Source organism: Streptomyces sp. NPDC058157, assembly GCF_042884105.1.
GTDB lineage: Bacteria > Actinomycetota > Actinomycetes > Streptomycetales > Streptomycetaceae > Streptomyces.
Genome location: NZ_JBHVUQ010000042.1, coordinates 1 through 24,109 on the forward strand (window position 1 = coordinate 1; position 24,109 = coordinate 24,109).

Annotated in this window: 23 protein-coding genes and 1 riboswitch; of the genes, 16 read left to right on the plus strand and 7 right to left on the minus strand. The window is 71.8% G+C overall.

The window, feature by feature from the left end:
- Positions 1–173: 173 nt before the first annotated feature.
- From ACFVXK_RS13460 to ACFVXK_RS13505, 10 genes are all read left to right on the plus strand, one after another.
- A complete protein-coding gene (locus tag ACFVXK_RS13460; protein WP_344170800.1) occupies positions 174–764 on the plus strand; it encodes a CDP-alcohol phosphatidyltransferase family protein in 591 nt (196 codons plus the stop codon).
- 101 nt (positions 765–865) lie between these two features.
- Positions 866–3,364 carry a sugar phosphate nucleotidyltransferase gene (locus ACFVXK_RS13465; RefSeq protein WP_389611650.1) on the plus strand — a complete coding sequence of 833 codons (2,499 nt, stop codon included), beginning with the start codon at positions 866–868 and terminating at the stop codon, positions 3,362–3,364.
- Positions 3,365–3,485: 121 nt separating this feature from the next.
- Positions 3,486–4,391: a DUF881 domain-containing protein gene (locus ACFVXK_RS13470; protein WP_389611651.1), complete on the plus strand. Its 906-nt coding sequence runs from the start codon at positions 3,486–3,488 to the stop codon at positions 4,389–4,391.
- Complete coding sequence (locus ACFVXK_RS13475; RefSeq protein WP_007262894.1) at positions 4,388–4,720, plus strand: small basic family protein; 333 nt, start codon at positions 4,388–4,390, stop codon at positions 4,718–4,720. Before ACFVXK_RS13470 ends, ACFVXK_RS13475 begins: the two co-directional genes overlap by 4 nt.
- Before the next feature lie 5 nt (positions 4,721–4,725).
- Positions 4,726–5,526 carry a DUF881 domain-containing protein gene (locus ACFVXK_RS13480; RefSeq protein ID WP_389611652.1) on the plus strand — a complete coding sequence of 267 codons (801 nt, stop codon included), beginning with the start codon at positions 4,726–4,728 and terminating at the stop codon, positions 5,524–5,526.
- 130 nt (positions 5,527–5,656) lie between these two features.
- Positions 5,657–6,550, plus strand: coding sequence for an FHA domain-containing protein (locus ACFVXK_RS13485; RefSeq protein ID WP_389611653.1), 894 nt, complete (start codon positions 5,657–5,659; stop codon positions 6,548–6,550).
- A gap of 48 nt (positions 6,551–6,598) precedes the next feature.
- Positions 6,599–7,372, plus strand: a complete 774-nt coding sequence (locus ACFVXK_RS13490) for a MerR family transcriptional regulator (RefSeq protein ID WP_389611654.1) — start codon at positions 6,599–6,601, stop codon at positions 7,370–7,372.
- Positions 7,373–7,435: 63 nt separating this feature from the next.
- Positions 7,436–7,909, plus strand: coding sequence for a bifunctional nuclease family protein (locus ACFVXK_RS13495; protein ID WP_007262890.1), 474 nt, complete (start codon positions 7,436–7,438; stop codon positions 7,907–7,909).
- A 196-nt stretch (positions 7,910–8,105) separates the two neighbouring features.
- Entirely contained in the window at positions 8,106–8,744 is a 639-nt protein-coding gene (locus ACFVXK_RS13500; RefSeq protein ID WP_389611655.1) for a MerR family transcriptional regulator, read from the plus strand.
- A gap of 90 nt (positions 8,745–8,834) precedes the next feature.
- Complete coding sequence (locus ACFVXK_RS13505) at positions 8,835–10,238, plus strand: DNA polymerase IV (protein ID WP_389611656.1); 1,404 nt, start codon at positions 8,835–8,837, stop codon at positions 10,236–10,238.
- Between the two features lie 7 nt (positions 10,239–10,245).
- Here the strand turns inward: ACFVXK_RS13505 and ACFVXK_RS13510 are convergent, their stop codons facing one another.
- The gene (locus ACFVXK_RS13510; protein ID WP_389611657.1) at positions 10,246–10,599 is read right to left on the minus strand and encodes a PRC-barrel domain-containing protein; all 354 of its coding nucleotides are present in this window, start codon (positions 10,597–10,599) and stop codon (positions 10,246–10,248) included.
- 112 nt (positions 10,600–10,711) lie between these two features.
- Positions 10,712–10,810, plus strand: a riboswitch (glycine riboswitch).
- A gap of 195 nt (positions 10,811–11,005) precedes the next feature.
- Here ACFVXK_RS13510 and gcvP point away from each other — a divergent pair.
- Positions 11,006–13,891, plus strand: a complete 2,886-nt coding sequence (gene gcvP, locus ACFVXK_RS13515) for an aminomethyl-transferring glycine dehydrogenase (RefSeq protein ID WP_389611658.1) — start codon at positions 11,006–11,008, stop codon at positions 13,889–13,891.
- A gap of 80 nt (positions 13,892–13,971) precedes the next feature.
- Here gcvP and ACFVXK_RS13520 read toward each other — a convergent pair whose 3' ends face one another.
- Together ACFVXK_RS13520 and ACFVXK_RS13525 are read right to left on the minus strand one after the other, a co-directional pair.
- Positions 13,972–14,160, minus strand: coding sequence for a DUF5999 family protein (locus tag ACFVXK_RS13520; protein WP_042809437.1), 189 nt, complete (start codon positions 14,158–14,160; stop codon positions 13,972–13,974).
- Positions 14,161–14,434: 274 nt separating this feature from the next.
- A complete protein-coding gene (locus tag ACFVXK_RS13525) occupies positions 14,435–15,055 on the minus strand; it encodes a hypothetical protein (protein ID WP_389611659.1) in 621 nt (206 codons plus the stop codon).
- A 495-nt stretch (positions 15,056–15,550) separates the two neighbouring features.
- Between ACFVXK_RS13525 and ACFVXK_RS13530 the strand changes: the two genes are divergently transcribed.
- Positions 15,551–17,086 (plus strand): glutamate-cysteine ligase family protein, encoded by a 1,536-nt coding sequence (locus tag ACFVXK_RS13530; RefSeq protein ID WP_389611660.1) that lies wholly within the window; start codon positions 15,551–15,553, stop codon positions 17,084–17,086.
- A 117-nt stretch (positions 17,087–17,203) separates the two neighbouring features.
- Positions 17,204–18,004: a CPBP family intramembrane glutamic endopeptidase gene (locus tag ACFVXK_RS13535; RefSeq protein WP_389611694.1), complete on the plus strand. Its 801-nt coding sequence runs from the start codon at positions 17,204–17,206 to the stop codon at positions 18,002–18,004.
- Between the two features lie 9 nt (positions 18,005–18,013).
- Here the strand turns inward: ACFVXK_RS13535 and ACFVXK_RS13540 are convergent, their stop codons facing one another.
- Together ACFVXK_RS13540 and ACFVXK_RS13545 are read right to left on the minus strand one after the other, a co-directional pair.
- The gene (locus ACFVXK_RS13540) at positions 18,014–18,832 is read right to left on the minus strand and encodes a PhzF family phenazine biosynthesis protein (protein WP_389611661.1); all 819 of its coding nucleotides are present in this window, start codon (positions 18,830–18,832) and stop codon (positions 18,014–18,016) included.
- 82 nt (positions 18,833–18,914) lie between these two features.
- Entirely contained in the window at positions 18,915–19,670 is a 756-nt protein-coding gene (locus tag ACFVXK_RS13545) for a hypothetical protein (RefSeq protein WP_389611662.1), read from the minus strand.
- Between the two features lie 238 nt (positions 19,671–19,908).
- On the opposite strand from ACFVXK_RS13545, the gene ACFVXK_RS13550 reads away from it, so the two are divergent.
- Positions 19,909–20,523 (plus strand): PadR family transcriptional regulator, encoded by a 615-nt coding sequence (locus tag ACFVXK_RS13550; RefSeq protein ID WP_389611663.1) that lies wholly within the window; start codon positions 19,909–19,911, stop codon positions 20,521–20,523.
- A gap of 72 nt (positions 20,524–20,595) precedes the next feature.
- Here the strand turns inward: ACFVXK_RS13550 and ACFVXK_RS13555 are convergent, their stop codons facing one another.
- Positions 20,596–21,024 (minus strand): SRPBCC family protein, encoded by a 429-nt coding sequence (locus tag ACFVXK_RS13555; RefSeq protein ID WP_389611664.1) that lies wholly within the window; start codon positions 21,022–21,024, stop codon positions 20,596–20,598.
- A 181-nt stretch (positions 21,025–21,205) separates the two neighbouring features.
- Between ACFVXK_RS13555 and ACFVXK_RS13560 the strand changes: the two genes are divergently transcribed.
- Both ACFVXK_RS13560 and ACFVXK_RS13565 read left to right on the plus strand, forming a co-directional pair.
- On the plus strand, positions 21,206–22,234 hold the full coding sequence (locus tag ACFVXK_RS13560; protein WP_389611665.1) for a DMT family transporter: 1,029 nt from the start codon (positions 21,206–21,208) through the stop codon (positions 22,232–22,234).
- A gap of 220 nt (positions 22,235–22,454) precedes the next feature.
- Complete coding sequence (locus ACFVXK_RS13565; protein ID WP_389611666.1) at positions 22,455–23,426, plus strand: DMT family transporter; 972 nt, start codon at positions 22,455–22,457, stop codon at positions 23,424–23,426.
- Here the strand turns inward: ACFVXK_RS13565 and ACFVXK_RS13570 are convergent.
- On the minus strand, positions 23,408–24,073 hold the full coding sequence (locus tag ACFVXK_RS13570; RefSeq protein WP_389611667.1) for a pyridoxamine 5'-phosphate oxidase family protein: 666 nt from the start codon (positions 24,071–24,073) through the stop codon (positions 23,408–23,410). The genes ACFVXK_RS13565 and ACFVXK_RS13570 overlap by 19 nt on opposite strands.
- Between the last annotated feature and the right edge of the window lie 36 nt (positions 24,074–24,109).

Genomic DNA, 24,109 nt, shown 5'->3' on the forward strand with positions numbered 1-24,109 from the left:
TACTGCAGGGGGGACCCTGTGGGAGAGTAGGACGCCGCCGAACAATCATTGTGGGAAAGCCCCGCACCAGTCATGGTGCGGGGCTTTTCTGCGTTCACGGGCCGATCGTGGACTCCTGTAGGGTCAGGGGAGCATAGATTCGACATTTCTACAGTCACAGTGGAGGCCCCCGGGTGGAGGTCCAGGAGACTCGGGTCCAGACTGACCGAATTTTCACCATTCCGAACATCCTGAGCATGGCCCGTCTCGTGGGCGTGCCGCTGTTCCTCTGGCTCATCCTCGCGAAGCACGACGGTTGGGCCCTGCTCGTGCTCATGCTGAGCGGCGTCAGTGACTACCTCGACGGGAAACTCGCGCGGCGCTGGAACCAGATCAGCAAGCTGGGCCGGCTCCTGGACCCCGCCGCCGACCGGCTCTACGTCCTGACCACGCTGTTCGGACTCACCTACCGGGGGATCCTGCCGCTGTGGCTCACCGCCGCGCTGCTGGCCCGCGAGGCAATGCTGCTGGTCATGGTGTGGATCCTGCGCCGGCACGGCTATCCGCCGCCCCAGGTCAACTTCCTCGGCAAGGCCGCCACCTTCAACCTGATGTACGCCTTCCCACTGCTCCTGCTCAGTGACGGTACGGGGTGGTTGGCCTGGATGGCGTCCGTTTTCGGATGGGCGTTCGCAGGTTGGGGTACAACGCTCTATTGGTGGGCAGGAATCCTTTACGTGGTGCAAGTCCGCCGTCTGGTGAAGGCGGACGCCACGGCCGATTGAGCTCACTCGGCGCCGGTGCTGACGCGGAGGAGTTGCGGAGTAACCGTCCGGGACGGGTGAGGTCGGCCAGACCGTCATCTCTCTAGGAGGACTCTTCCGACATGAAGGCCGTCGTGATGGCCGGTGGCGAAGGAACGCGGCTTCGCCCCATGACCTCAAGCATGCCCAAGCCGCTCCTGCCGGTGGCGAACCGGCCGATCATGGAGCACGTGCTCAGGCTGCTCAAGCGGCATGGGCTCAGCGAGACCGTGGTGACCGTTCAGTTCCTGGCGTCACTCGTCAAGAACTACTTCGGTGACGGCGAGGAGCTCGGCATGGAGCTCACCTACGCCAACGAGGAGAAGCCACTCGGCACCGCCGGCAGCGTGAAGAACGCCGAGGAGGCCCTCAAGGACGACACGTTCCTGGTCATCTCCGGCGACGCGCTCACCGACTTCGACCTCACCGACCTCATCAGCTTCCACAAGGAGAAGGGCGCACTGGTCACGGTGTGCCTCACCCGGGTGCCGAACCCGCTGGAATTCGGCATCACCATCGTGGACGAAGAGGGCAAGGTCGAGCGCTTCCTCGAGAAGCCGACCTGGGGACAGGTGTTCTCGGACACCATCAACACCGGCATCTACGTGATGGAGCCGGAGATCTTCGACTACGTCGACCCCGACGTCTCGGTCGACTGGTCGGGCGACGTCTTCCCGCAGCTGATGAAGGAAGGCCGGCCGATCTACGGCTACGTCGCCGAGGGCTACTGGGAGGACGTGGGCACCCACGAGAGCTACGTCAAGGCGCAGGCCGACGTCCTCGAGGGCAAGGTCCAGGTCGAGATGGACGGCTTCGAGATCTCGCCCGGGGTGTGGATCGCCGAAGGCGCCGAGGTGAGCCCCGACGCCGAGCTGCGCGGGCCGCTGTACATCGGCGACTACGCCAAGGTCGAGGCCGGGGCGGAGGTCCGCGAGCACACCGTCGTCGGCTCCAACGTCGTCGTCAAGAGCGGGGCCTTCCTGCACAAGGCCGTCGTCCACGACAACGTCTACATCGGGCCGCACAGCAACCTGCGCGGCTGCGTCATCGGCAAGAACACCGACATCATGCGGGCCGCCCGGATCGAGGACGGCGCCGTCATCGGCGACGAGTGCCTCGTGGGCGAGGAATCGATCGTCCAGGGCAACGTACGGGTCTACCCGTTCAAGACCATCGAGGCCGGTGCCTTCGTCAACACCTCGGTGATCTGGGAGTCCCGCGGGCAGGCCCACCTGTTCGGCGCGCGCGGCGTCTCCGGGATCCTCAACGTGGAGATCACCCCCGAACTGGTGGTGAAGCTCGCCGGCGCCTACGCGACGACCCTCAAGAAGGGGGCGATCGTCACCACGGCACGTGACCACTCCCGAGGCGCCCGGGCGCTCAAGCGCGCCGTGATCTCGGCGCTCCAGGCCAGCGCCATCGACGTCCGAGACCTGGAGAACGTACCGCTGCCCGTGGCCCGTCAGCAGACGGCCCGGGGCGCCGCGGGCGGGATCATGATCCGGACCTCGCCCGGGGTGCCGGACTCGGTGGACATCATGTTCCTCGACGAGCGCGGCGCGGACCTCTCACAGGCGCAGCAGCGCAAGCTGGACCGCGTGTACGCACGTCAGGAGTACCGCCGGGCCTTCCCCGGGGAGATCGGCGACCTCCAGTTCCCGTCGAGCATCTTCGACTCGTACACGGGCTCCCTGCTGCGGCGGGTGGACACCACCGGGATCGCCGACTCCGGCCTCAAGGTGGTCGTGGACGCCTCCAACGGCAGCGCCGGGCTGGTCCTGCCCAGCCTGCTCGGCCGGCTGGGCGTGGACGCGCTCACGATCAACCCCGGCCTGGACGAGTCCCGGCCCACCGAGAGCAGCGAGTCCCGGCGCGCCGGGCTGGTCCGGCTCGGGGAGATCGTGGCCTCGGCCCGGGCGGCCTTCGGCGTGCGCTTCGACCCCGTCGGCGAGCGGATCTCGCTGGTGGACGAGCGCGGCCGGATCATCGAGGACGACCGGGCGCTGCTGGTCCTGCTCGACCTGGTGGCGGCGGAGAAGCGCAGCGGCAAGGTGGCCCTGCCGGTGACCACGACCCGGGTCGCCGAGCAGGTGGCGGCGTACCACGGCACCCAGGTGGAGTGGACGACGACCTCGCCCGACGACCTGACCCGGGTGGGCCGCGAGGAGACCACGATCTTCGGCGGGGACGGCCGGGGCGGGTTCATCGTCCCGGAGTTCGGCAGCGTCTTCGACGGATCGGCGGCCTTCGTCCAGCTGATCGGGCTGGTCGCGCGCACGCAGCTCACGCTCAGCCAGATCGACTCCCGGATCCCGCGGGCGCACGTCCTCAAGCGGGACGTGCCCACCCCGTGGGCGGCCAAGGGGCTCGTGATGCGCCGGGTCGTGGAAGCGGCCGGGGAGCGGCAGGTGGACACCACCGACGGCGTGCGGGTGGTCGAGGCCGACGGCCGGTGGGCGCTGGTCCTGCCGGACCCGGCCGAGGCCGTCACGCACCTGTGGGCCGAGGGCCCCGACGACGCGTCCGCGCAGGCCCTCCTGGACGAGTGGGCCGCCGTGGTCGACGGAGCCGGCCAGCACTGACCGCAATCCCGCGCGTACGCGCGTACGGAGCGGGACAGGAGTACGGCGGGCCGGGCCGGGAGGCATCCGGCCCGGCCCGCCGGAAGGCCGCATTCGGTGTGGGCGGTGCCGACATGCGACGATGTGCGGCATGTCGCAGCCGTCCAACAACCGGAGTTCGGCCACACCGTCCGCACGCCCGGACGCGTCCATGTCGCTGCTGACCCACGTGATGGACCACAGCCTCGACGAGGGCTATGCGGAAGCCTCGGCGCGGCGCGAGGCGGAGGGTACGGCGGGTCTGCCGCGCACCCTCAAGGCCAAGCTGGCCCTCGCCGCCGGGCTCGTGCTGGCGGCCCTGGTCGTCACGCTGGGCGCGGCGCAGGCGCGGGCGACGGCACCGGTGCTGGCCAAGGAGCGCCAGGAGCTGATTGACCGGGTCGAGCGGGCCGACAAGCGCGCGGACACCCTGGAGCGCGACATCGAACGGCTGCGGACCGAGGTCGCCGACCGCCAGCGCGAGGCGCTCAAGCAGCAGGGCGGGCAGCAGGCCCAGCTCGTGGCGTTGCTGGCGGGTGCAACCGAGGTGCACGGTCCCGGCGTCAAGCTTGTGGTGGACGACGCCAAGGGGTCCTCGTCGGGCGGCGGAGGCGGCCCGCGCGAGAGCGCCGGGTTCTCCGACACCGGGCGGGTCCGGGACCGTGACATGCAGCGGATCGTCAACGGGCTCTGGCAGTCCGGCGCGGAAGCCGTCTCGATCAACGGGCAGCGGCTCACGGCGCTGTCGGCGATCAGGGCGGCCGGTGACGCGATACTGGTCGACAACAGGCCGCTGGTGCCGCCGTACGAGGTCCTCGCCGTCGGGGACGGGAAACGGCTCGGCACCACGTTCCAGGACTCCGTGGACGGGCAGTACCTGCACGTGCTGCAGCAGAGCTACGGGATTCGCTACAGCCTGTCCCCGGTGGACGAGGTGAAGCTGCCGGCCGCGTCGAGTCTGACCGTGCGGACGGCCACTGCAGAAGAGCCGAAGAAGGGTGCGTCGTGATCGCGGTACTGGGCCTCCTGGCGGGAGTGGTGGTCGGGCTTCTCGTCCGCCCCGAAGTGCCGGCCGTGGTGGAGCCTTATCTGCCGATCGCCGTCGTGGCGGCCCTGGACGCGGTGTTCGGCGGTCTGCGCGCGATGCTGGACGGGATCTTCGTGGACAAGGTCTTCGTGGTGTCCTTCCTGTCGAACGTGGTGGTCGCCGCGCTCATCGTCTTCCTCGGCGACAAGCTGGGCGTCGGCTCGCAGCTGTCGACCGGCGTGGTCGTCGTCCTCGGCATCCGGATCTTCTCCAACGCGGCCGCCATCCGCCGGCACGTCTTCCGGGCGTGAGGCCGATGAGCACGGACAACGCCCCGCAGGGGGAGCCGGGACCGGAGCGGGAGCCGGCGCCGGCGCCGCGGCCGGAGCCGCAGCAGACGGGCCGGCAGCGCCTGGCGGCCGGTCTGTGGCCGCCGAGGTTCAGCCGGGCCCAATTGATCGTCGCGCTGCTGCTCTTCGTCCTCGGCCTCGGGCTCGCCATCCAGGTGCGCTCCAACAGCGATTCCAGCGCGCCCCTGCGCGGTGCCCGGCAGGAGGACCTCGTGCGGATCCTCGACGAGCTGGACGGGCGGACCAAGCGGCTGGAGGACGAGAAGCAGAAGCTGGACGACCAGCGCAAGGAGCTCCAGAGCAGCTCCAACCAGGCCGAGGAGGCCCGCAAGCAGACGCTGGAGCGGGAGCGCCAACTGGGCATCCTGGCCGGTACCGTGGCCGCACAGGGCCCCGGCATCACGCTGAGGATCACCGACGCCAAGGGCCAGGTGCGCTCCGACCAGCTGCTGGACACCCTCCAGGAGCTGCGGGCGGCCGGGGCCGAGGCGATCCAGATCAACGGCGTGCGCGTGGTGGCGGGCTCGTACTTCTCGGACGAGGGCGGCGGAGTGGCGATCGACGGTAAGAAGATCACACAGCCCTACGAGTTCAGGGTCATCGGCAAACCGCAGGATCTGGAGCCGGCGCTCAACATTCCGGGCGGCGTCGTCCAGACCATGGAGAAGGAACAGGCCACGGTCGCCGTCACACGGTCGGCGAAGATCGTTGTGGATGCCTTGCGGGCTGCGAAGCAGCCTGACTACGCTCGGTCGTCATCGCCGTGAGACGGGGCGGCGCGAGGACGGTCCCACGCGGGCTGACGCCTGCGGGGGGTCGACGCACAGAAGTCGCGGTGCGTGGTGGAAACTGTCTGGTGGTTACGGACGTTGTCAGAATGTCCGGGTCGGCAGGTGTGTGTATGAGGAGTTCGTCCTGCCCCACGGGCGGGTCTGTTTCGGTCAAGGGGAATCGCCCGTGAAGTTGTTTGAGAAGTTGTTCGGCAAGAAGAACCGCGAGGAAAGCGGTACGGCACGCCACCGTGCGGGCCATGGCGAGGGGGAGGGCCAGGGAGACCGGCCCCTCTTCCGTGACGAGGTGGCCGGCCAGGGACCCGGCGCCGGGGCGCCCGGCGCCCCGTCCGGTGACCCCTCGGCTGCGGGGCGCATAGGTTTCGGAGACCCGGCGACCCCGAACGCGGGTGGCGGGTACGCCCCCGACCCGTACGCCACCAACGCCTCCGCGGGGCAGCCGCGGCGCGAGGAGCCGTCCATGTCGGCCGAGCAGACGTGCGGCAGGTGTGGGCAGCGCAGCGGAGCGGCGAGCCGTTTCTGCTCCAACTGCGGTGCGCCGCTGCGTCCGGGCCTGACGCCCGAGCGCGCCTCGGAGACCACGTCCACCATCTCGATCTCGGGCCTCGAGGCCTACGAGGCCGAGGCGACCGGACAGCACGTCTCGTCCTCGCTCTCGCCCGAGGCCCAGGCCGCGGTCGAGGCGCTGCCGCCCGGTTCCGCCCTGCTCATCGTGCGGCGCGGCCCCAACTCGGGCAGCCGTTTCCTGCTCGACGGCGAGCTGACCACGGCGGGCCGGCACCCGCAGAGCGACATCTTCCTGGACGACGTCACCGTCTCCCGGCTGCATGTCGAGTTCCGCCGGGGTCCGGAGGGCGGCTTCACCGTCGCCGACGTCGGCAGCCTCAACGGCACGTACGTGAACCGCGAGCCGATCGACTCCGTCGCCCTGCACAACGGCGACGAGGTGCAGATCGGCAAGTACCGGCTGGTCTTCTACGCCAGCCTGCGGGGCGTCTGACCCCCACCCCCGGAGAAACTCCGGGGGGACCTCCAGAGGGAAGGTCCCATGCTGCGCACCCCGACCGGCGGTGCCCCGAAGAAGGGCGCCGCCGGCACCGCCGGCTCGTCCGGGCAGCTGGTGAGCATCGGCCAGGTGCTCACGACGCTGCGTGACGAGTTCCCCGAAGTCACGATCTCGAAGATCCGGTTCCTGGAGGCGGAGGGGCTCGTCGAGCCCCGGCGCACTCCTTCCGGGTACCGCAAGTTCAGTACCGGCGACGTGGAGCGGCTCGGGCGCATCCTGCGCCTCCAGCGCGACCACTACCTGCCGCTGAAGGTCATCCGCGAGCAGCTCGACGCGCTCGACCGGGGCGAGCAGGTCCGGATCCCGGCCCCGGCCGCGCACGGGGAGTCCGTGGAGGGCGACGCGCGCGGCCCCGGGTACGGGGAGGCGGGCGGGGAGCGGCCCGCCGCGGCCCGGGTCGGACGGGCCGAGCTGATCGCCGCCGCCGAGGTGGACGAGGAGCAGCTGGCCGAGTGGGAGTCCTACGGGCTCCTCTCGGAGGAGGCCGGCGGCGGCTTCGACGCCGAGGTGGTGGCCGTGGCCCGCTTGATCGCCGATCTCGGCCGGTTCGGGCTCGAACCGCGCCACCTGCGGGCCATGAAGGCCGCGGCCGACCGGGAGGCCGGTCTGGTGGAACAGGTGGTCGCCCCGCTGCGCCGCCACCGCAATCCGCAGACCAGGACGCATGCCGAGGCCACGATGAAGGAGCTCGCGGGGCTCTCCGTACGGCTGCACGAGGCCTTCGTGCAGAGCGCCCTCGGGGTGCGCCTGCACTGAACGCGCACGCCGTGAGCGGGCCCCGACTACCCAAACCTGCCGGGCAGGTCCTAGGGTTGCTGTGTGAACGAGCTCGACGTTGTGGGTGTCCGGGTGGAAATGCCCTCCAACCAGCCGATCGTGCTCCTGCGTGAAGTGGGAGGCGACCGGTACCTCCCCATCTGGATCGGTCCTGGGGAGGCGACCGCCATTGCCTTCGCGCAGCAGGGGATGGCACCTGCCAGGCCGCTGACGCACGACCTGTTCAAGGACGTGCTGGAGGCGGTCGGCGAGGAGCTGACCGAGGTCCGGATCACGGATCTGCGGGAGGGTGTCTTCTACGCGGAGCTGGTCTTCGCCAGCGGCGTCGAGGTGAGCGCGCGGCCTTCCGACGCCATAGCGCTCGCCCTGCGGACGGGGACGCCGATCTACGGCAGTGACGGCGTGCTGGACGACGCCGGGATCGCCATTCCCGACGAGCAGGAGGACGAGGTGGAGAAGTTCCGCGAGTTCCTCGACCAGATCTCCCCCGAGGACTTCGGCACGGGCCCGCAGTAGGGGCGGACGCCGTCGGGGCGAGGGCCGCGTCGTCCACCGGGAAGCTTCAGCCCATTCGAGTAGCCTTTCCCGGCGATGGGGTACGGGAAACCACTCTCAGGGTGATTATCACTCGGCGTGCCGAGTGTGGCGATCGTTGACGCACCCCTGGTCACTGCCTACCTTCGAGGTGGCAGGTCAAGGACGGAGGGTCGGCGTGAGGATCACGGGCGACGGTACGACCGGGGGAATCCCCGTACGGAGTGACGGTGGACCGTCCCCGCTGCTCGGCGGCGGGGCGGGTTCCGCGCACCGTCAGCCGGGGTCGGAACCGGTCGGACCGGTGAACGACTCCCAGGCCCCCGAGCAGGTCGGCTACCGCGGACCGACGGCGTGCGCCGCCGCGGGGATCACCTACCGGCAGCTGGACTACTGGGCGCGCACGGGGCTGGTGGAGCCCAGCGTGCGGCCCGCCTACGGGTCGGGCACCCAGCGGCTCTACAGCTTCCGGGACGTCGTCGTCCTCAAGATCGTGAAGCGCTTCCTCGACACGGGCGTCGCCCTGCAGAACATCCGCACCGCCGTACAGCACCTGCGTGGCCGGGGCTTCTCGGACCTGGAGCGGATGACGCTGATGAGCGACGGCGCGACCGTGTACGAGTGCACCTCCCCCGACCAGGTGGTGAGCCTGCTCCAGGGCGGCCAGGGGGTCTTCGGCATCGCGGTGGGCGTGGTCTGGCGGGACGTCGAGAACGCGCTGTCGCAGCTGCACGGGGAGCGCGTGGACACGGGCGAGACCGTGGTGGGCCACAACCCGGCCGACGAGCTCGCCGCCCGCAGGAACCGGGCCGGCTGACCCCGCGGCTCCCGCAGCGGCCCCCGCGGCCGCGGGGCGGGACCACGCCGGATCACCGTCTTGTCAGTGGCATGCGGCAGCATCGGTGCCGTGAGAACCGCGCCGACCATCCTGCACCTGGACATGGACGCCTTCTACGCCTCCGTGGAGCAGGCGTCGAAGCCCAGTCTGCGGGGGAAGGCCGTGATCGTGGGCGGGCTCGGCCCGCGCGGGGTGGTGGCCACCGCCTCGTACGAGGCCCGGCGCTTCGGGGTGCACTCGGCGATGCCGACGGCCCAGGCCCGCCGGCTCTGTCCCAACGGCGCCTACCTGATCCCCCGCTTCCTGCTCTACCGCGAGGTCAGCGAGGTCGTCATGGGCCTGCTGCGCGAGCTGTCGCCGCTGGTGGAGCCGCTCAGCCTGGACGAGGCGTTCGTGGACCTGGAGGCGGGCGGTACGGCCTTCGACTCCGCGGGCGCCCGGGCCGCGGGGGAGCGGCTGCGGGCCGACATCACCGCCGCGACGGGGCTCAGCGGCTCGGTGGGGCTGGCCGGCTCGAAGATGCTGGCCAAGGTGGCCTCCGAGGAGGCCAAGCCGAACGGGCTGCTGCTGATCGAGCCCGGGACCGAGCGCGAGCTCCTCGCCCCCATGTCGGTGCGGACCCTGCCCGGGGTTGGGCCGGCCACCGGGGAGCACCTGCGCCGGGCCGGGATCACCACCGTGGGGGAGCTGGCCGAGGCGGGTGAGGACGAGCTGGTCCGGATGGTGGGCCGGGCGCACGGGGTCGGCCTGTACCGGATGGCGCTGGGCCTGGACGACCGGCCGGTGGTCGCGGAGCGGGACGCGAAGTCCGTGTCGGTGGAGGACACCTTCGACGTGGACCTCCACGACCGGGTGCGGATCCGCTTCGAGGTGCAGCGGCTCGCCGACCGCTGCGTGGGCCGGCTCCGGGCCTCGGGCCACTCGGGGCGGACCATCGTGCTGAAGGTGCGCCGCTACGACTTCTCCACCCTGACCCGCTCCGAGACCCTGCGCGGGCCCACGGACGATCCGGCGGTGGTGCGGGAGGCGGCCGCCCGGCTGCTGGAGGGCGTGGACACCACCGGCGGGGTGCGGCTGCTGGGGGTGGGCGTGACGGGGCTCGCGGACTACACCCAGGAGGACCTGTTCGCCCAGGCGCTCGGCGGCGCGGCCCAGGAGGCGGAGGCCGCTCCCGCGGAGGGGGCCGCGGAGGCGGAGGGGGCCGACGGGGTCGCAGGGGCTCCAGGGGCCGCCGAGACGGCCGTGGCGCCGGGGGAGGACCCGGGGCGGGCCGCCGGGCGCCACTGGGCCGCGGGGAGCGACGTACGGCACGCGCTGTACGGGCCCGGGTGGGTGCAGGGCAGCGGGGTGGGGCGGGTCACCGTGCGCTTCGAGCAGCCCGGATCGCCGCCCGGCCGGGTCCGCACCTTCCTGGTGGACGACCCCGAGCTGGAGCCCTCCGACCCGCTGCCCCTCGTGGGGCGGCCCGGTTGAGGCCCGGCTAGCCGTTCTCCGGCGGGGGGAGGTGGAAGTCGCCGGGGAGGGAGACGTCCAGGCCGTAGTGGTGGTAGAGCTTGAGCTCCTGCTCGGGGGAGAGGTGGCGGCCCACGCCGAAGTCGGGGGCGTCCTTGATCAGGGAGCGTTCGAACGGGACGCGCAGGACCTCGCCGTCCACCTCGCTCGGCTCCAGCGGGACGAAGGCGTCCCGGCCGAACAGACCGGTGCGGACCGCCGCCCACTCCGGCACGCCGGTGGCGTCGTCCAGGTAGACCTCGTCCACGGTGCCGATCTTGGCCCCGTTCCGGTCGAACGCCTTGCGGCCGATCAGGCTGCGCGGATCGATGTCGGTCTGCACGGTCCCTCCACGTGGTCGCAGTCATCCGTAATGACTACAAAAGTGCATAACGGGATAGGGGGCCACTCGAGGGAGGGTCCAGATCCTCGCTGGTAGGCTGGGTGACGGCTGTTGACCCTGTGCGGGAGAGTCCTCCGAGTGAGCTCGACGGAGGCGCCGAAGGAGCAAATCCTCCCCGGAATCTCTCAGGCATACGTACCGCACGCGACGAGGCCACTCTGGAAAGCAGGAGCGGGTCCCGGGCGCGCAGTGCCGGTCCCCACTCCTCACCGACGGTGAAAGCCGGACGACGGGCGACCCCCGAGACTCCGGTGAAGCTCTCAGGTTGAGATGACAGAGGGGGAGGCCGTCCGGGTGCCCGCGCCGTGGTGCCCCTCGCAGGTCATACGACCAGGAGGCCTCCGTAATGACCGCCAACCGCATTCCGCTCTCCCAGCTCGAGCGGGGCATCCCCTTCGAGCAGCGTCACATCGGCCCGGATGCCGAGGCGCAGGCGAAGATGCTCGCCCAGGTGGGCTACGGCTCCCTCGACGAGCTGACCGCCGCCGCGGTGCCGGATGTGATCAAGACCGCCGAAGCGCTGAACCTGCCCGAGGCGCGGACCGAGGCCGAGGTGCTCGCCGAGCTGCGCTCGCTCGCCGACCGCAACCAGGTCCTGTCCTCCATGATCGGTCTCGGCTACTACGGGACGTTCACGCCGCCGGTGATCCTGCGCAACGTCATGGAGAACCCGGCCTGGTACACGGCCTACACCCCGTACCAGCCGGAGATCTCGCAGGGCCGCCTCGAGGCGCTGCTGAACTTCCAGACCGTCGTCGCCGAGCTGACCGGCCTGCCGACCTCCGGCGCCTCCCTCCTCGACGAGGGCACCGCCGCCGCCGAGGCCATGACGCTGGCCCGCCGCGTGGGCAAGGTCAAGGGCAACGTCTTCCTCATCGACGCCGACGCGCTGCCGCAGACCATCGCCGTGATCGAGACCCGCGCCGAGCCGATCGGCATCGAGGTCGTCGTCGCGGACCTCTCCGACGGCATCCCCGCCGAGATCGCCGAGCGCGGCGTCTACGGCGTGCTCCTGCAGTACCCGGGCGCCTCCGGCGCGGTGCGCGACATCAAGGCCGTCGTCGACCAGGCCCACGAGCTCGGTGCGATCGTCACCGTCTCCGCCGACCTGCTCGCGCTGACCCTGCTGACCTCCCCGGGCGCCCTCGGCGCGGACATCGCGGTCGGCACCACCCAGCGCTTCGGCGTCCCGATGGGCTTCGGCGGCCCGCACGCCGGCTACATGGCCGTCCAGGCCAAGCACGCCCGCTCCCTGCCCGGCCGCCTCGTCGGCGTCTCCGTGGACGCGGACGGCAACAAGGCCTACCGCCTGGCCCTGCAGACCCGCGAGCAGCACATCCGCCGCGAGAAGGCCACCAGCAACATCTGTACCGCCCAGGTGCTGCTCGCCGTCATGGCCGGCATGTACGCCGTCTACCACGGCCCGGACGGCCTGCGGACGATCGCCCGCCGCACCCACCGCTACGCCGCGCTGCTGGCCGCGGGCCTGCGGGCCGGCGGGGTCGAGCTGGTGCACGGCTCCTTCTTCGACACGGTCACCGCCCGGGTGCCCGGCAAGGCCGCCGAGGTCGTCGCCGCCGCCCGCGAGGGCGGGGTCAACCTCCACCAGGCCGACGCCGACCTCGTCTCGATCTCCTGTGACGAGACCACCCTGCGCGCCGACATCGAGGCCGTCTGGGCCGCCTTCGGCGTCTCCGCGGACATCGAGGCCCTGGACGCCGCCACCGAGGACGCGCTGCCCGAGGGCCTGCTGCGCTCGGACGCGTACCTGACCCACCCGGTCTTCCACCAGCACCGTTCCGAGACCGCGATGCTGCGCTACCTGCGCAAGCTCTCGGACAAGGACTACGCGCTGGACCGCGGCATGATCCCGCTGGGCTCCTGCACCATGAAGCTCAACGCGACCACCGAGATGGAGCCGGTCACCTGGCCCGAGTTCGGCCAGCTGCACCCCTTCGCGCCGGTCGAGCAGGCCGGGGGCTACCTCACGCTCATCAACGAGCTGGAGGAACGTCTCTGCGAGGTCACCGGCTACGACAAGGTCTCCATCCAGCCGAACGCCGGCTCCCAGGGCGAGCTCGCCGGCCTGCTGGCCGTGCGCGCCTACCACCGCGCCAACGGCGACGAGCAGCGCACCGTCTGCCTCATCCCGTCCTCCGCGCACGGCACCAACGCCGCGAGCGCCGTGATGGCCGGCATGAAGGTCGTCGTCGTCAAGACGGCCGACGACGGCGAGGTCGACACCGACGACCTGCGCGCCAAGATCGAGCAGCACCGCGACGAGCTGGCCGTGCTCATGATCACCTACCCGTCGACGCACGGTGTGTTCGAGGAGCACGTCGCCGACATCTGCGCCCAGGTGCACGAGGCGGGCGGCCAGGTCTACGTGGACGGTGCCAACCTGAACGCCCTGGTGGGCCTGGCCAAGCCGGGTCACTTCGGCGGCGACGTCTCGCACCTGAACCTGCACAAGACCTTCTGCATCCCGCACGGCGGCGGCGGTCCGGGCGTCGGCCCGGTCGGTGTCCGGGCGCACCTGGCCCCGTACCTGCCCAACCACCCGCTCCAGCCGACCGCCGGCCCGGAGACGGGCGTCGGCCCGATCTCGGCCGCGCCGTGGGGCTCCGCGGGCATCCTGCCGATCTCCTGGTCGTACGTGCGCCTGATGGGCGGCGAGGGCCTCAAGCGCGCCACGCAGGTGGCGGTGCTGGGTGCCAACTACATCGCCAAGCGCCTGGAGCCGCACTACCCGGTGCTCTACACCGGCCCGGGCGACCTGGTCGCGCACGAGTGCATCATCGACCTGCGCCCGCTGTCGAAGGAGACCGGCGTCAGCGTCGACGACATCGCCAAGCGCCTGATCGACTACGGCTTCCACGCCCCGACCATGTCCTTCCCGGTCGCCGGCACGCTCATGATCGAGCCGACGGAGTCCGAGGACCTCGCCGAGATCGACCGCTTCTGCGACGCGATGATCGCCATCCGCGCCGAGATCGAGCGGGTCGCGGGCGGCGAGTGGCCGGCGGACGACAACCCGCTGGCGAACGCCCCGCACACGGCGGCGTCCCTGGGCGGCGAGTGGAACCACCCGTACACCCGTGACGAGGCGGTCTTCCCCGGTGGCGTCTCCGCCGCCGAGAAGTACTGGCCGCCGGTGCGCCGGATCGACGGCGCCTTCGGCGACCGCAACCTGGTGTGCTCCTGCCCGCCGCTGGACGAGTACGACAACTGAGCCCTGACAGGGTGAAGGGGCCGGTCCCGGAGCGTCTGCTCCGGGACCGGCCCCTTCTCGTGTCCGTGCGCCGTGCGGGCTCAGGCCGCCGCGAGCGGGCGGTGCGGAGCGATGATCTTTCCGTCCGGCAGCAGCTCACCGGTGTCCTCGAAGAGCAGGACGCCGTTGCACAGCAGGCTCCAGCCCTGTTCCGGGTGGTTGGCCACCGGGCGCGCGGCCTCCCGGTCGGCGGACTCTGATGACGGGCAGGCAGGCTGGTGCTGGCACATGGATGCGTTCTTTCGCTGCGGTGTGGTCTGTTCGCGGGTCTGTTCGCTACGGCTCGATGCGTGATTCATGGCCGTCCCCCTGGGTCGTCCCCGCACCTGCGGGGAGGATGGTCCTCAGTCTTCCCCCATGACGGCTGCTTCGCAGGGATTTCACGGCAGCAGTCCTCATGGATTGAGGACGCATCACTCGTGCGGGCGGTTCAGGCCAACTGCCCTGTCCTTTCGGATGGTTCGCGGCTGACCCCGGAGGACTAGGCCGAATGGGTGATTCGGATCAGGCCGCGGGGGCCGCCAGGGTGGGCGGCAGCGGCGGGGCCGCCGGGGTCAGCCGGTGGGTCAGCACGGGCAGCAGCTCCGAGACGGGATGCGGCCGGTACGGGGCGATCCCGGGCGGGGCAGGGGCCAGTGGGACGAGCAGGTCGGCGGCGGCGGGCAGGCCGGCGGCGGCGTCGGCGCCGACCGCCCCGTGCAGCCACAGGGTCAGCATGTACAGCTCCGGTACGGAGAGCAGGCGGGGCTGGTAGCCCTTGCCGAGCTGCTCCGCCTGGCGCAGGGCGCGCTCGGTGGCTGCGACGTAGGGACCCTCGAAGAAGTGCGAGAAGGCCCAGCCGTCGGGGGTGAGCCGCGTGTCGGCCGCCGCCACGAAGCGGTCGCCGCTGCGGATCAGGAACCGCCATCCGGTCAGGCGGGTACGGGGCGGCCTGCCGCCGGCCGCGCGGCCGGACATGCTCAGGCGGTCGAGCACGTGCACCGGCAGGGGGAGCTCGGCGGTCATCGGACCCTGGACCGCGCGCAGGGCGGGGGTGTGTGCCTCGTGGACGGCGGTGGGAGAACCGAGTGCCGCGAGAACGCTGCGCAGGGCGGGCGTGGGGGCCGGGGGGACATGCAGCGGCATGGTGGGTCGCCTCTCACTTGGGAGACCTGTGGTGCAGGGGAAGGTGCGGACGGCGCTGTCGCATTCTGGGGTCAGAGGTGGGCATTGGGGCAATGGCCGCGCGCCAACTCTCTGCCTCGTTTGCGGAGTTTATACGACATGTGTTCACACAGTGTTTCGGCTAGCCGTCCCGCCTATTGCCGACAAGGCGCTTACCGGACCCGCTGTCATGGTATTCATGCCGCTCGCGCGTGAAGGAACCGCGCTGACCTCGGAGGTTACCGGAAGGGGGCTCGGCTGGAAAGTGCCGCCAATCATGAACGGGCAAAACCCATGCGGAATTTGCGCAATACGGGTTGCCAGGTGAATGTGCCGGAGCGCCCATCCGGCCACACCGGCGCGCGCTCCCCGCCAAGCCGCTCCCCGCGGCGTTATCGATCACGGGCCCTGGGCATCATCGACCGTAACGTGCGCCCGGGTGTCCCGGGCCGGGCCCGCTCGAGGAGGGACGCTTCGATGGGGGAGAAGGTCGTGGCAGGCGGATTCGACCTGTCCGATCGGCATCGGTATCGGAGGAAGCTTCACGAGTGCCTGGAGGGACTGGAGCGGCTTCTGGCGGAGAAGAGGTTCGACCGCCCCAAGAACATGATGGGACTGGAGATCGAGCTGAATCTCGCGGGTGCCGACGGTTTGCCGCGCATGGTGAATGCGCAGGTACTGGAACGGATAGCGAGCCCCGATTTCCAGACCGAACTCGGAATGTTCAACCTGGAGGTGAACGTACTCCCGCACCGGCTCGACGGCCGGGTATTCGACCGCCTCGCGGAGGAGCTGAGCGCGGGACTGCACTACGCCCACCGGCAGGCCGCCGAGATCGACGCCGGGGTGGTGATGATCGGCATCCTGCCGACGATCACCCGCGCCGACCTGGCCCTGGCCAACCTGTCCGCCGTGGACCGCTACTCGCTGCTCAACGAACAGATCCTGATGATGCGCGGAGAGGACTTCCGGCTGGACATCGAGGGGGTCGAGCGGCTGACCTGGAACACCGGGTCGATCGTGCCGGAGGCCGCCTGCACCTCCGTGCAGCTGCACCTCCAGGTGACCCCGGCCCGGTTCTCGGACGTGTGGAACGCCGCCCAGGCGGTGACCGCCGTACAGATAGCGGTGGGGGCGAACTCGCCCTTCCTGTTCGGGCGCGAGCTGTGGCGGGAGTCGCGGCCGCCGCTGTTCACCCAGGCCACCGACACCCGCCCGCCCGAGCTCCAGGCCCAGGGGGTGCGACCGCGCACCTGGTTCGGGGAGCGGTGGGTGGACTCGGTGTACGAGCTGTTCGCCGAGAACGTCCGCTTCTTCCCCGCCCTGCTGCCCATCTGCGACGAGGAGGAGCCGCTGCGGGTGCTCGCCGAGGGCGGGGTGCCCAGCCTCCAGGAGCTGGTGCTGCACAACGGCACGGTCTACCGCTGGAACCGGCCCGTCTACGGGGTCGCGGACGGGATGCCGCACCTGCGGGTGGAGAACCGGGTGCTGCCCGCCGGTCCCACCGTCGCCGACGTCGTGGCCAACGCGGCCTTCTACTACGGGCTGGTGCGCACCCTCGCGGACGAGCAGCGCCCGGTGTGGACCCGGATGTCCTTCGCGGAGGCGGAGGCCAACTTCGACGCCGCCTGCCGGTACGGGATCGACGCACGGATCCGCTGGCCCCGCCGGGGCCGCTCCGGGGGACTGGTGAACGTGCCGGCGGTGCGGCTGGTGCTGGACGAGCTGCTGCCGATGGCGGCGGCCGGGCTGGACGCCTGGGGCATCGAGCCCGCCGACCGGGACCTGTACCTGGGGATCATCGAGGAGCGGTGCCGGCGCCGGGTGAACGGGGCGACGTGGCAGGTGGACACCTACCACCGGGCGCTCGCGGGCGGACTGGACCGCGACGCCGCCCTGGCGGCCACGACCCGCCGCTACAGCGAGCTCATGCACCGCGGCGACCCCGTGCACACCTGGCCGGTGGGGCTGGCAGGGCAGGAGGTGGAAGCACCCGCGGCCGCCCGCCGCTGACCCCCGCCGCCGACCCCGGATCCGCTCCGGCCATGTCCCGGTGATCCCCTCCGGTCCCCGAGGGGGCAGTATGGGGTGGGTCGGAGCGTGACGGACGGGGCAGGACGGGAGTCGGGCGTGCGGGCGGAGCCGGAGCCGGTGGTCGTGGAGCTGCGCGAGGACGGGCGGCGTGGTGTCCTGCGCACCGAGACGCTGCTCGTGCTCGCGCTGTCGCTGGGCGCGAGCGGGGTCTCGGCGCTGATCAGTTTCATCGGCTCGCTCACCAAGCCCGGCGGCCTCAAGGACCAGGCCGCCACCCTCAACGGCTCCTACGCCCCCGGACGGCCCTGGCTGGACCTGGCCTGGCAGCTGTTCGGGATCGCCACCGCCCTGGTGCCGGTGCTGCTCGTCGCGCACCTGCTGACCCGTGAGGGTGCCCCCGGGCTGCGGGTGCTGGGCTTCGACCGGACCCGGCCCGGGCCGGACCTGGCCCGGGGCGCGCTGGTGGCGGCCGGGATCGGCAGCGCCGGGCTCGCCTTCTACCTGGCGGCCCGCGCCACCGGCTTCAACCTGACGGTGGTGCCCGAGGCGCTGCCCGACGTGTGGTGGAAGTTCCCGGTGCTGGTCCTCTCAGCGGTGCAGAACTCCGTGGTGGAGGAGGTCATCGTGCTGGCCTACCTGCTGCGCCGGCTCGGCCAGCTGGGGTGGTCGCCGACGGCCGCGCTGCTGGCCAGCTCCCTGCTGCGCGGCTCGTACCACCTCTACCAGGGCATCGGCGGGTTCCTCGGCAACGTGGTGATGGGCGTGGTCTTCGTCCTGGCCTACCGGCGCTGGGGCCGGGTGGGGCCGCTGGTCGTCGCGCACGCGCTGCTCGACATCGTGGCCTTCGGCGGGTACGCCCTGCTGGCCGGCAAGGTCGGCTGGCTGCCGACCCCCTAGCGGACGCGTTCACGGGGAGGCGTGCAGCTCCCCGTCGATGACCGTGACCGCGTGGCCGGTCAGCAGGGTGCGCTCGCCCTTGAGACGGACCCGGACCAGGCCCCGGCGCGCCCCGCCCTGCAGGCCGGTCATCTCGGTGCGGCCCGTGCGGGCGGCCCAGAACGGGGCCAGGGCGGTGTGCGCGCTGCCCGTGACCGGGTCCTCGTCGATGCCGAGGGCGGGGAAGAAGCCGCGGCTGACGAAGTCGTGGCCGCGGGCGGGGTCCTCGGCGGGGGCCGTGACGATCACCCCGCGGCGGGAGTACCCGCGCAGGGCCGCGAAGTCGGGGGTGAGCTCCCGTACGGTCCGCTCGTCGGCCAGCTCCACCACCAGGTCGCCGATGTGCGCGGAGGTGTCGTGCACCGACTTGATCTCGGCGCCGAGCGCGCGGGCGACCTCCGGGTCGGGCTCGACCGGGGTGAGGGAGGAGGTGGGGAAGTCCATGGTGATCGTGCCGTCCTCGGCGACCTCGGCCGTCAGGACGCCGCAGCGGGCGGTGAACCGGATCAGCCCCTCGGCCAGGCCGCTCGTGGCCAGGGCGTGGGCGGTGGCGAGGGTGGCGTGGCCGCACATGTCGACCTCGGCGGCCGGGGTGAACCAGCGCAGCGCCCAGTCGGCGTCCCCGCCGGGCGGCAGCGGGTGGGCGAAGGCGGTCTCGGAGAGGTTGACCTCCGCGGCGACCTGCTGGAGCCAGGCGTCCGGGGGGAAGGGGCCGTCGAGGAGCAGGACTCCGGCGGGGTTCCCGTGGAAGGGGCGGTCGGTGAAGGCGTCGATGATTCGCAGGCGCATGGACCGACCGTAGGGGGCCACTTCGGACCCGCGCCAAGGCCAATCCGGGATGACTGGCCTTGGCGCGGGGTGGCGGCGGGGGTCAGGTCCGGGAGAGGGCCTTGGTACCGGAGAGCAGCGGGATCAGGTTGAAGTTCCCGTCACCCCGGCCGCATGTCGGGGCCGTGTCGACGGTGTTCGACACCTTGGTGCCCGTGGTGAACCGGCCGTCGCGGGTGGTCGGGGCCACCGTGGTGAAGTGGTCGTTGAAGCCGTTGCGGCCGTAGTAGTAGACGCACTGCTGGAGGTTCACGTACCGCCCGGCGGACAGGTCCAGGACCTTGACCTCGGACAGGAGGGGGACGAGGTAGTAGAGGCCGCGGCCGGGGCCGCAGTTCGGGGTGGTGTCCCGGGCGTCGGAGACGTTCGTCCCCGTCGAGAACTCGCCGCCGCCGAGGGAGACGACCGTGGTGATGTGGTCGTGCTGGGCCTCGGAGTAGTAGACGCACTGGTGCAGGTTGAGGTAGCGGCCGGCGTTCAGGTCGAGCGTCTGGGCCCAGGTCACCGGGACGGACGTCGTGTAGTTGCCGTCACCGGCGCCGCAGGAGACGTCGGCGTCGGCCGTGGCGGATGCCTTCGTACCGGTGGTGAAGCGGCCGTCGTCGCCCGGTACCACCACCGTGAAGAAGTCCCCGCCCAGGGCCGGCAGGTAGACGCACTGGTGGAGGTTGAGGTAGCGGCCGGCCAGCGGCGCGCGGCTGTCGGCGGTGGCCGCGGCCGGTCCCGGCAGTACGGACAGCAGTGCGGCGGCTCCGGCCGCCGCGGCGAGCCACTTCCTGATCCGTCCCTGGTGGCGCACGGATGTCCCCTTTCATCGGCTTCCTGTGGTTTCGCGGGGCAAGAACAGCACGTGCGGACGAGCGTCGACTAGGAGTCCTGCCGCCGATCCACCCCAAAGGGTGCAGGTGGGGACCGGTGTTGCCGTCTTCGGGTGGCGTTCGCTTGCGATAGTTTCCGATATATCGTTGACACGTCGCGATGGGTCAGCGATAGTGGAACACGTCAAGGAAACCCAGTGAGACGAAAGGAGCGCAGTGATGCGTTCACACGGACAGCACGACCACGGACACGACCACGGACGGGGTCACGGCCACTGCGGGCCGGACCGTCGGGAGGAGTTCAGGGGGCGGCGCGCCGCCTTCGGGCCGTTCGGCCCCGGCTTCGGCGGCGGACCGTTCGGCGGCAGGGGCGGGCGCGGCGGCCCGCGCGGGAGGGCGCGGCGCGGTGACGTGCGCGCGTCCATCCTGGCGCTGCTCGCCGACCGGCCCATGCACGGCTACGAGATGATCCAGGAGATCGGCGAGCGCAGCGGCGGGGCGTGGAAGCCCAGCCCGGGCTCGGTCTACCCGACCCTCCAGCTGCTCGAGGACGAGGGGCTGATCAGCAGCGCGAGCGAGGGCGGCAAGAAGCTGTTCACGCTCACCGACACCGGCCGTACCGAGGCCGAGTCGGGCCCCGACGCCCCCTGGGCGGACGCCGGTCGCGGCTTCGACTTCGAGGCGATGCACGAGATCCGTGCCGCCGGCGTCGGTCTGATGGAAGCCTTCGGGCAGGTCTTCAAGACCGGCACGCCCGAGCAGCGGGAGAAGGCCCTCGCGGTGATCAACGACGCCCGCAAGAAGCTGTACCTGATCCTGGCCGACGAGCACTGACCCGGCCCGTACGACGGCGCGCCCCGCGAGAGCTCTCTCGCGGGGCGCGCCGTCGTGTGCGTGCGGGCGGGGTCAGGCGACCAGGGCGGCGAGCCGGCGCAGCGACTCGTTGAGCGCGGCGGTGGCCGAGTCCTTGAGCTTGCCCGCCATGAGGGAGACGGCGGCGCCGGTGAACTCCCCGTCGATGCGGACCCCGGTGGCCGTGCCTTCGGGGGTCAGGGTGTACCGGGTCAGCACGACGACCCCCATCGGGCCCTTGCCCGTGATGGCGAAGAGGCGCTGGTCCTCCAGCTCCGAGACCGTCCAGAGGACCTCGGCGGGGAAGCCCATCATCTTCATGTTCTCGGTGAAGGTGGCGCCGACCGCGAGGGTCTCGGGGCCGCCCTTGGGGAAGTCGGTGTGGGTCATGCTCCACTGGCCGTACGCGCCCCAGTCGGTCAGCTGGGCCCAGAGCCGCGCGGCGGGCGCCTCGATGCGTGATTCCGCGGTGACTTCAGCCATGCGTCCACCCCTTCTCGTCGGTACGTGCGGCGGAACGTAGCCCCGGGGGCCGGAACATTCAATACTGATGACCTGTCAGAAATCGGGGTCGCCGGACCGGTGTCCGGCCCTTCGGTATCGGGTGCGTCTCAACAGGTGTCACCCTGGTGACGGTCCTGACGCGCCCTGTCATGATGGCCCGATGCAAGCGTCAGGGAAGAACGCCGGACTGGGCCTCGCCCTCGTCTCGGCGTGTGCGTTCGGTGGTTCCGGCGTCGCGGCGAAGCCGCTGATCGAGGCGGGTCTCGACCCGCTCCACATGGTGTGGCTGCGGGTGGCGGGGGCGGCCCTGGTGCTCTCCCCGCTGGCCTGGCGGCACCGTGCGCTGGTGCGCCGGCGGCCCCTGCTGCTGGCCGGCTTCGGGCTGGTGGCCGTCGCGGGCGTGCAGGCCTTCTACTTCGCCTCCCTGTCGCGGATCCCGGTCGGCGTGGCCCTGCTCCTGGAGTACCTCGGCCCGGCGCTGCTGCTCGGCTGGATCAGGTTCGTGCAGCGCAAGCCGGTCACCCGGGCGGCCGCGGCCGGCGCGGCGGTGGCCGTGGTGGGCCTGGCCTGCGTGGTCCAGATCTGGGCCGGGCTCAGCCTGGACCCGCTCGGGGTGCTCCTCGGTCTCGCCGCCGCCTGCTGCCAGGCCTTCTACTTCGTCTTCGCCGACCAGGGCACCGACGGCGAGGACGTGCCCGACCCGATGGGCGTGATCGCGTACGGCATGATCGTCGGAGCCCTGGTGATGACCGGGCTGGCCCGCCCCTGGCAGATGGACTGGCAGGTACTGGGCGGGGACGCGGCGCTCGGGGACCTGCGGGTGCCCGCCCTGGTGCTGCTCGGCTGGGTGGTGCTGGTCGCGACCGTGGCCGCGTACCTGACCGGCGTGGTCTCCGTGCGCATGCTCTCGCCGCAGGTCGCGGGTGTGGTGGCCAACCTGGAGGCCGTCGTGGCCACCGTGCTGGCCTGGGTGCTGCTGCACGAGCACCTCTCGACCTGGCAGATGGTCGGCGGGGCCCTGGTGCTGGGCGGCGCCTTCATCGCGCAGTCCTCGCGGCCGGCCCCGGCGGTGGTGGGGGAGTCCGTTCTGCCGGAGGCAGGAGCAGGAGCAGGAGCAGGAGCAGGGGCCGGGGCCGGGGCCGGGCCCGGGGCTGACGCCGACGCCGAGCCCGAGCGGGCCACGGCGTAGGGCCGGTGGCGCCCGGTCCGATCCGGAACTCCCTGGTCCGGACGGCGGACAGGGCGTAGGGTGCTCGGCATGTACGACACCGTGCTTTCGCCGCCGGCCGCCTAGCGCGGGCGGCCGCCGCCGAACGAGAGACCTGCCACGGGGGTTCCCGGGCCGGTCCGTGCTGCCCGCGAAGCGATGACCCGCAGTCCTCATCCTTCACGCAAGCGCGGAGAAACACGTGTCGAACCACTCGCCCGCCACCGGGCGCAGCCTGCTCTACCTCGTCGTCGCCGGAGTCGCCTGGGGCACCGCCGGGGCGGCCGCCTCCCTCCTCTTCCTGGCCAGTGACCTCGGTCCGCTCGCCCTGTCCTTCTGGCGCAGCGCCGGCGGGCTGGTGGTGCTGCTCGGGGTGCTGGCCGTACGCCGTCCCGCGCGGGCGGCGCGCGGGCGCCGGCCCTCGGTCCGCTCGCTGATCGGGACCGGTCTGATGTTCACCCTCTTCCAGGCCGCCTACTTCGGGGCCGTCCGCGAGACCGGCCTGGCCGTCGGCACCGTGGTGACCCTGGGCGCGGGGCCCGTGCTGATCGCGCTGGGCGCGCGGTACTGGATGGGCGAGCGGCTCGGCTGGGGCGGAGCGGCCGCCGTCGGCGGCGCCCTGGGCGGGCTCGCCGTCCTGGTGCTGGGCTCCGGGGGCGGTGAGGTGAGGCCGCTCGGGGTCGGCTGGGCCCTGCTGTCCGCCGCCGGGTACGCGGGGATGACCCTGCGGGCGCGCTGGCTCGGGCGGCGCGGGGCGTCCGGGGACCCGCTGGTGACCACCGCCTGGTCGGTGGGGGTGGGCACGGTGTGCCTGCTGCCGCTCGCCGCGGTGGAGGGCCTGCTGCCGCACACCGCCGATCCGGTGCGGGTGGCGGGGCTGCTGGTGTACGTGGCCGTGGTGCCGACGGCCCTGGCGTACGCCCTCTACTTCACCGGGGCCGCGGCGGTACGGGCCGCGACCGTGTCGGTGATCATGCTGATCGAGCCGGTGAGCGCGGCCGTCATCGCCGTCGCGGTGCTCGGGGAGCGGCTGACCGGCGCCGTGGTGCTGGGCACCGTGCTGCTGCTGGCGGCGGTGGGCGCGCTGATCGCGGCCGAGGCGCGCAGGCCCGCGGGGCGGGCGGACCGGCCCGCGGACCGGCCCGCCCGTGAGGCTCAGAGCGCGCTGACGTAGTCCGGGACGGCGATGCCGGGGGCCAGGCCGGCGGCCGGGACGGGCGTCCCGTACGCCGGCGCCACCGGGACCACGCCCGACCAGAAGGGCAGGTCCAGGTCCTCGGCGTCGTCGTTCGGGCCGCCCGTGCGGACCTTCGCGGAGACCTCGTTCAGGTCCAGCCGGATCACCGCCGTCGCCGCGAGCTCCTTGGCGTTGGCCGGCCGGGAGTCGGCGGAGCGGCCGGGCACGACGTGGTCGACCAGGGCGTCCAGGGCCATGCGGCACTCCTCCTCGTCGGTGACCTGGTACGCCGTCCCGTGGACGACCACCGAGCGGTAGTTGATCGAGTGGTGGAAGGCCGACTTGGCCAGCACCAGGCCGTCCACGTGCGTCACCGTCAGGCAGACCGGCAGGCCCGGGTCCTCCTTCCCGGCGGCCAGGAGCGGGCGGGAGCCGGTCGAGCCGTGCACGTAGAGGGCCTCGCCCACCCGTCCGAACAGCGTCGGCAGCACCACCGGCGCGCCGTCGCGGACGAAGCCCAGGTGGCAGAGGTAGGTCTGGTCGAGTATCGAGTGCACGGTCTCGCGGTCGTAGCGGGCCCGCTGGCGGGAGCGGCTCGGGACGGTGCGCTCGGTCGGCGCGTAGTCGACGGGGGTGACGCTCATGATGCGGGCTCCGTTGTACTAGTGCATAATTGGCTT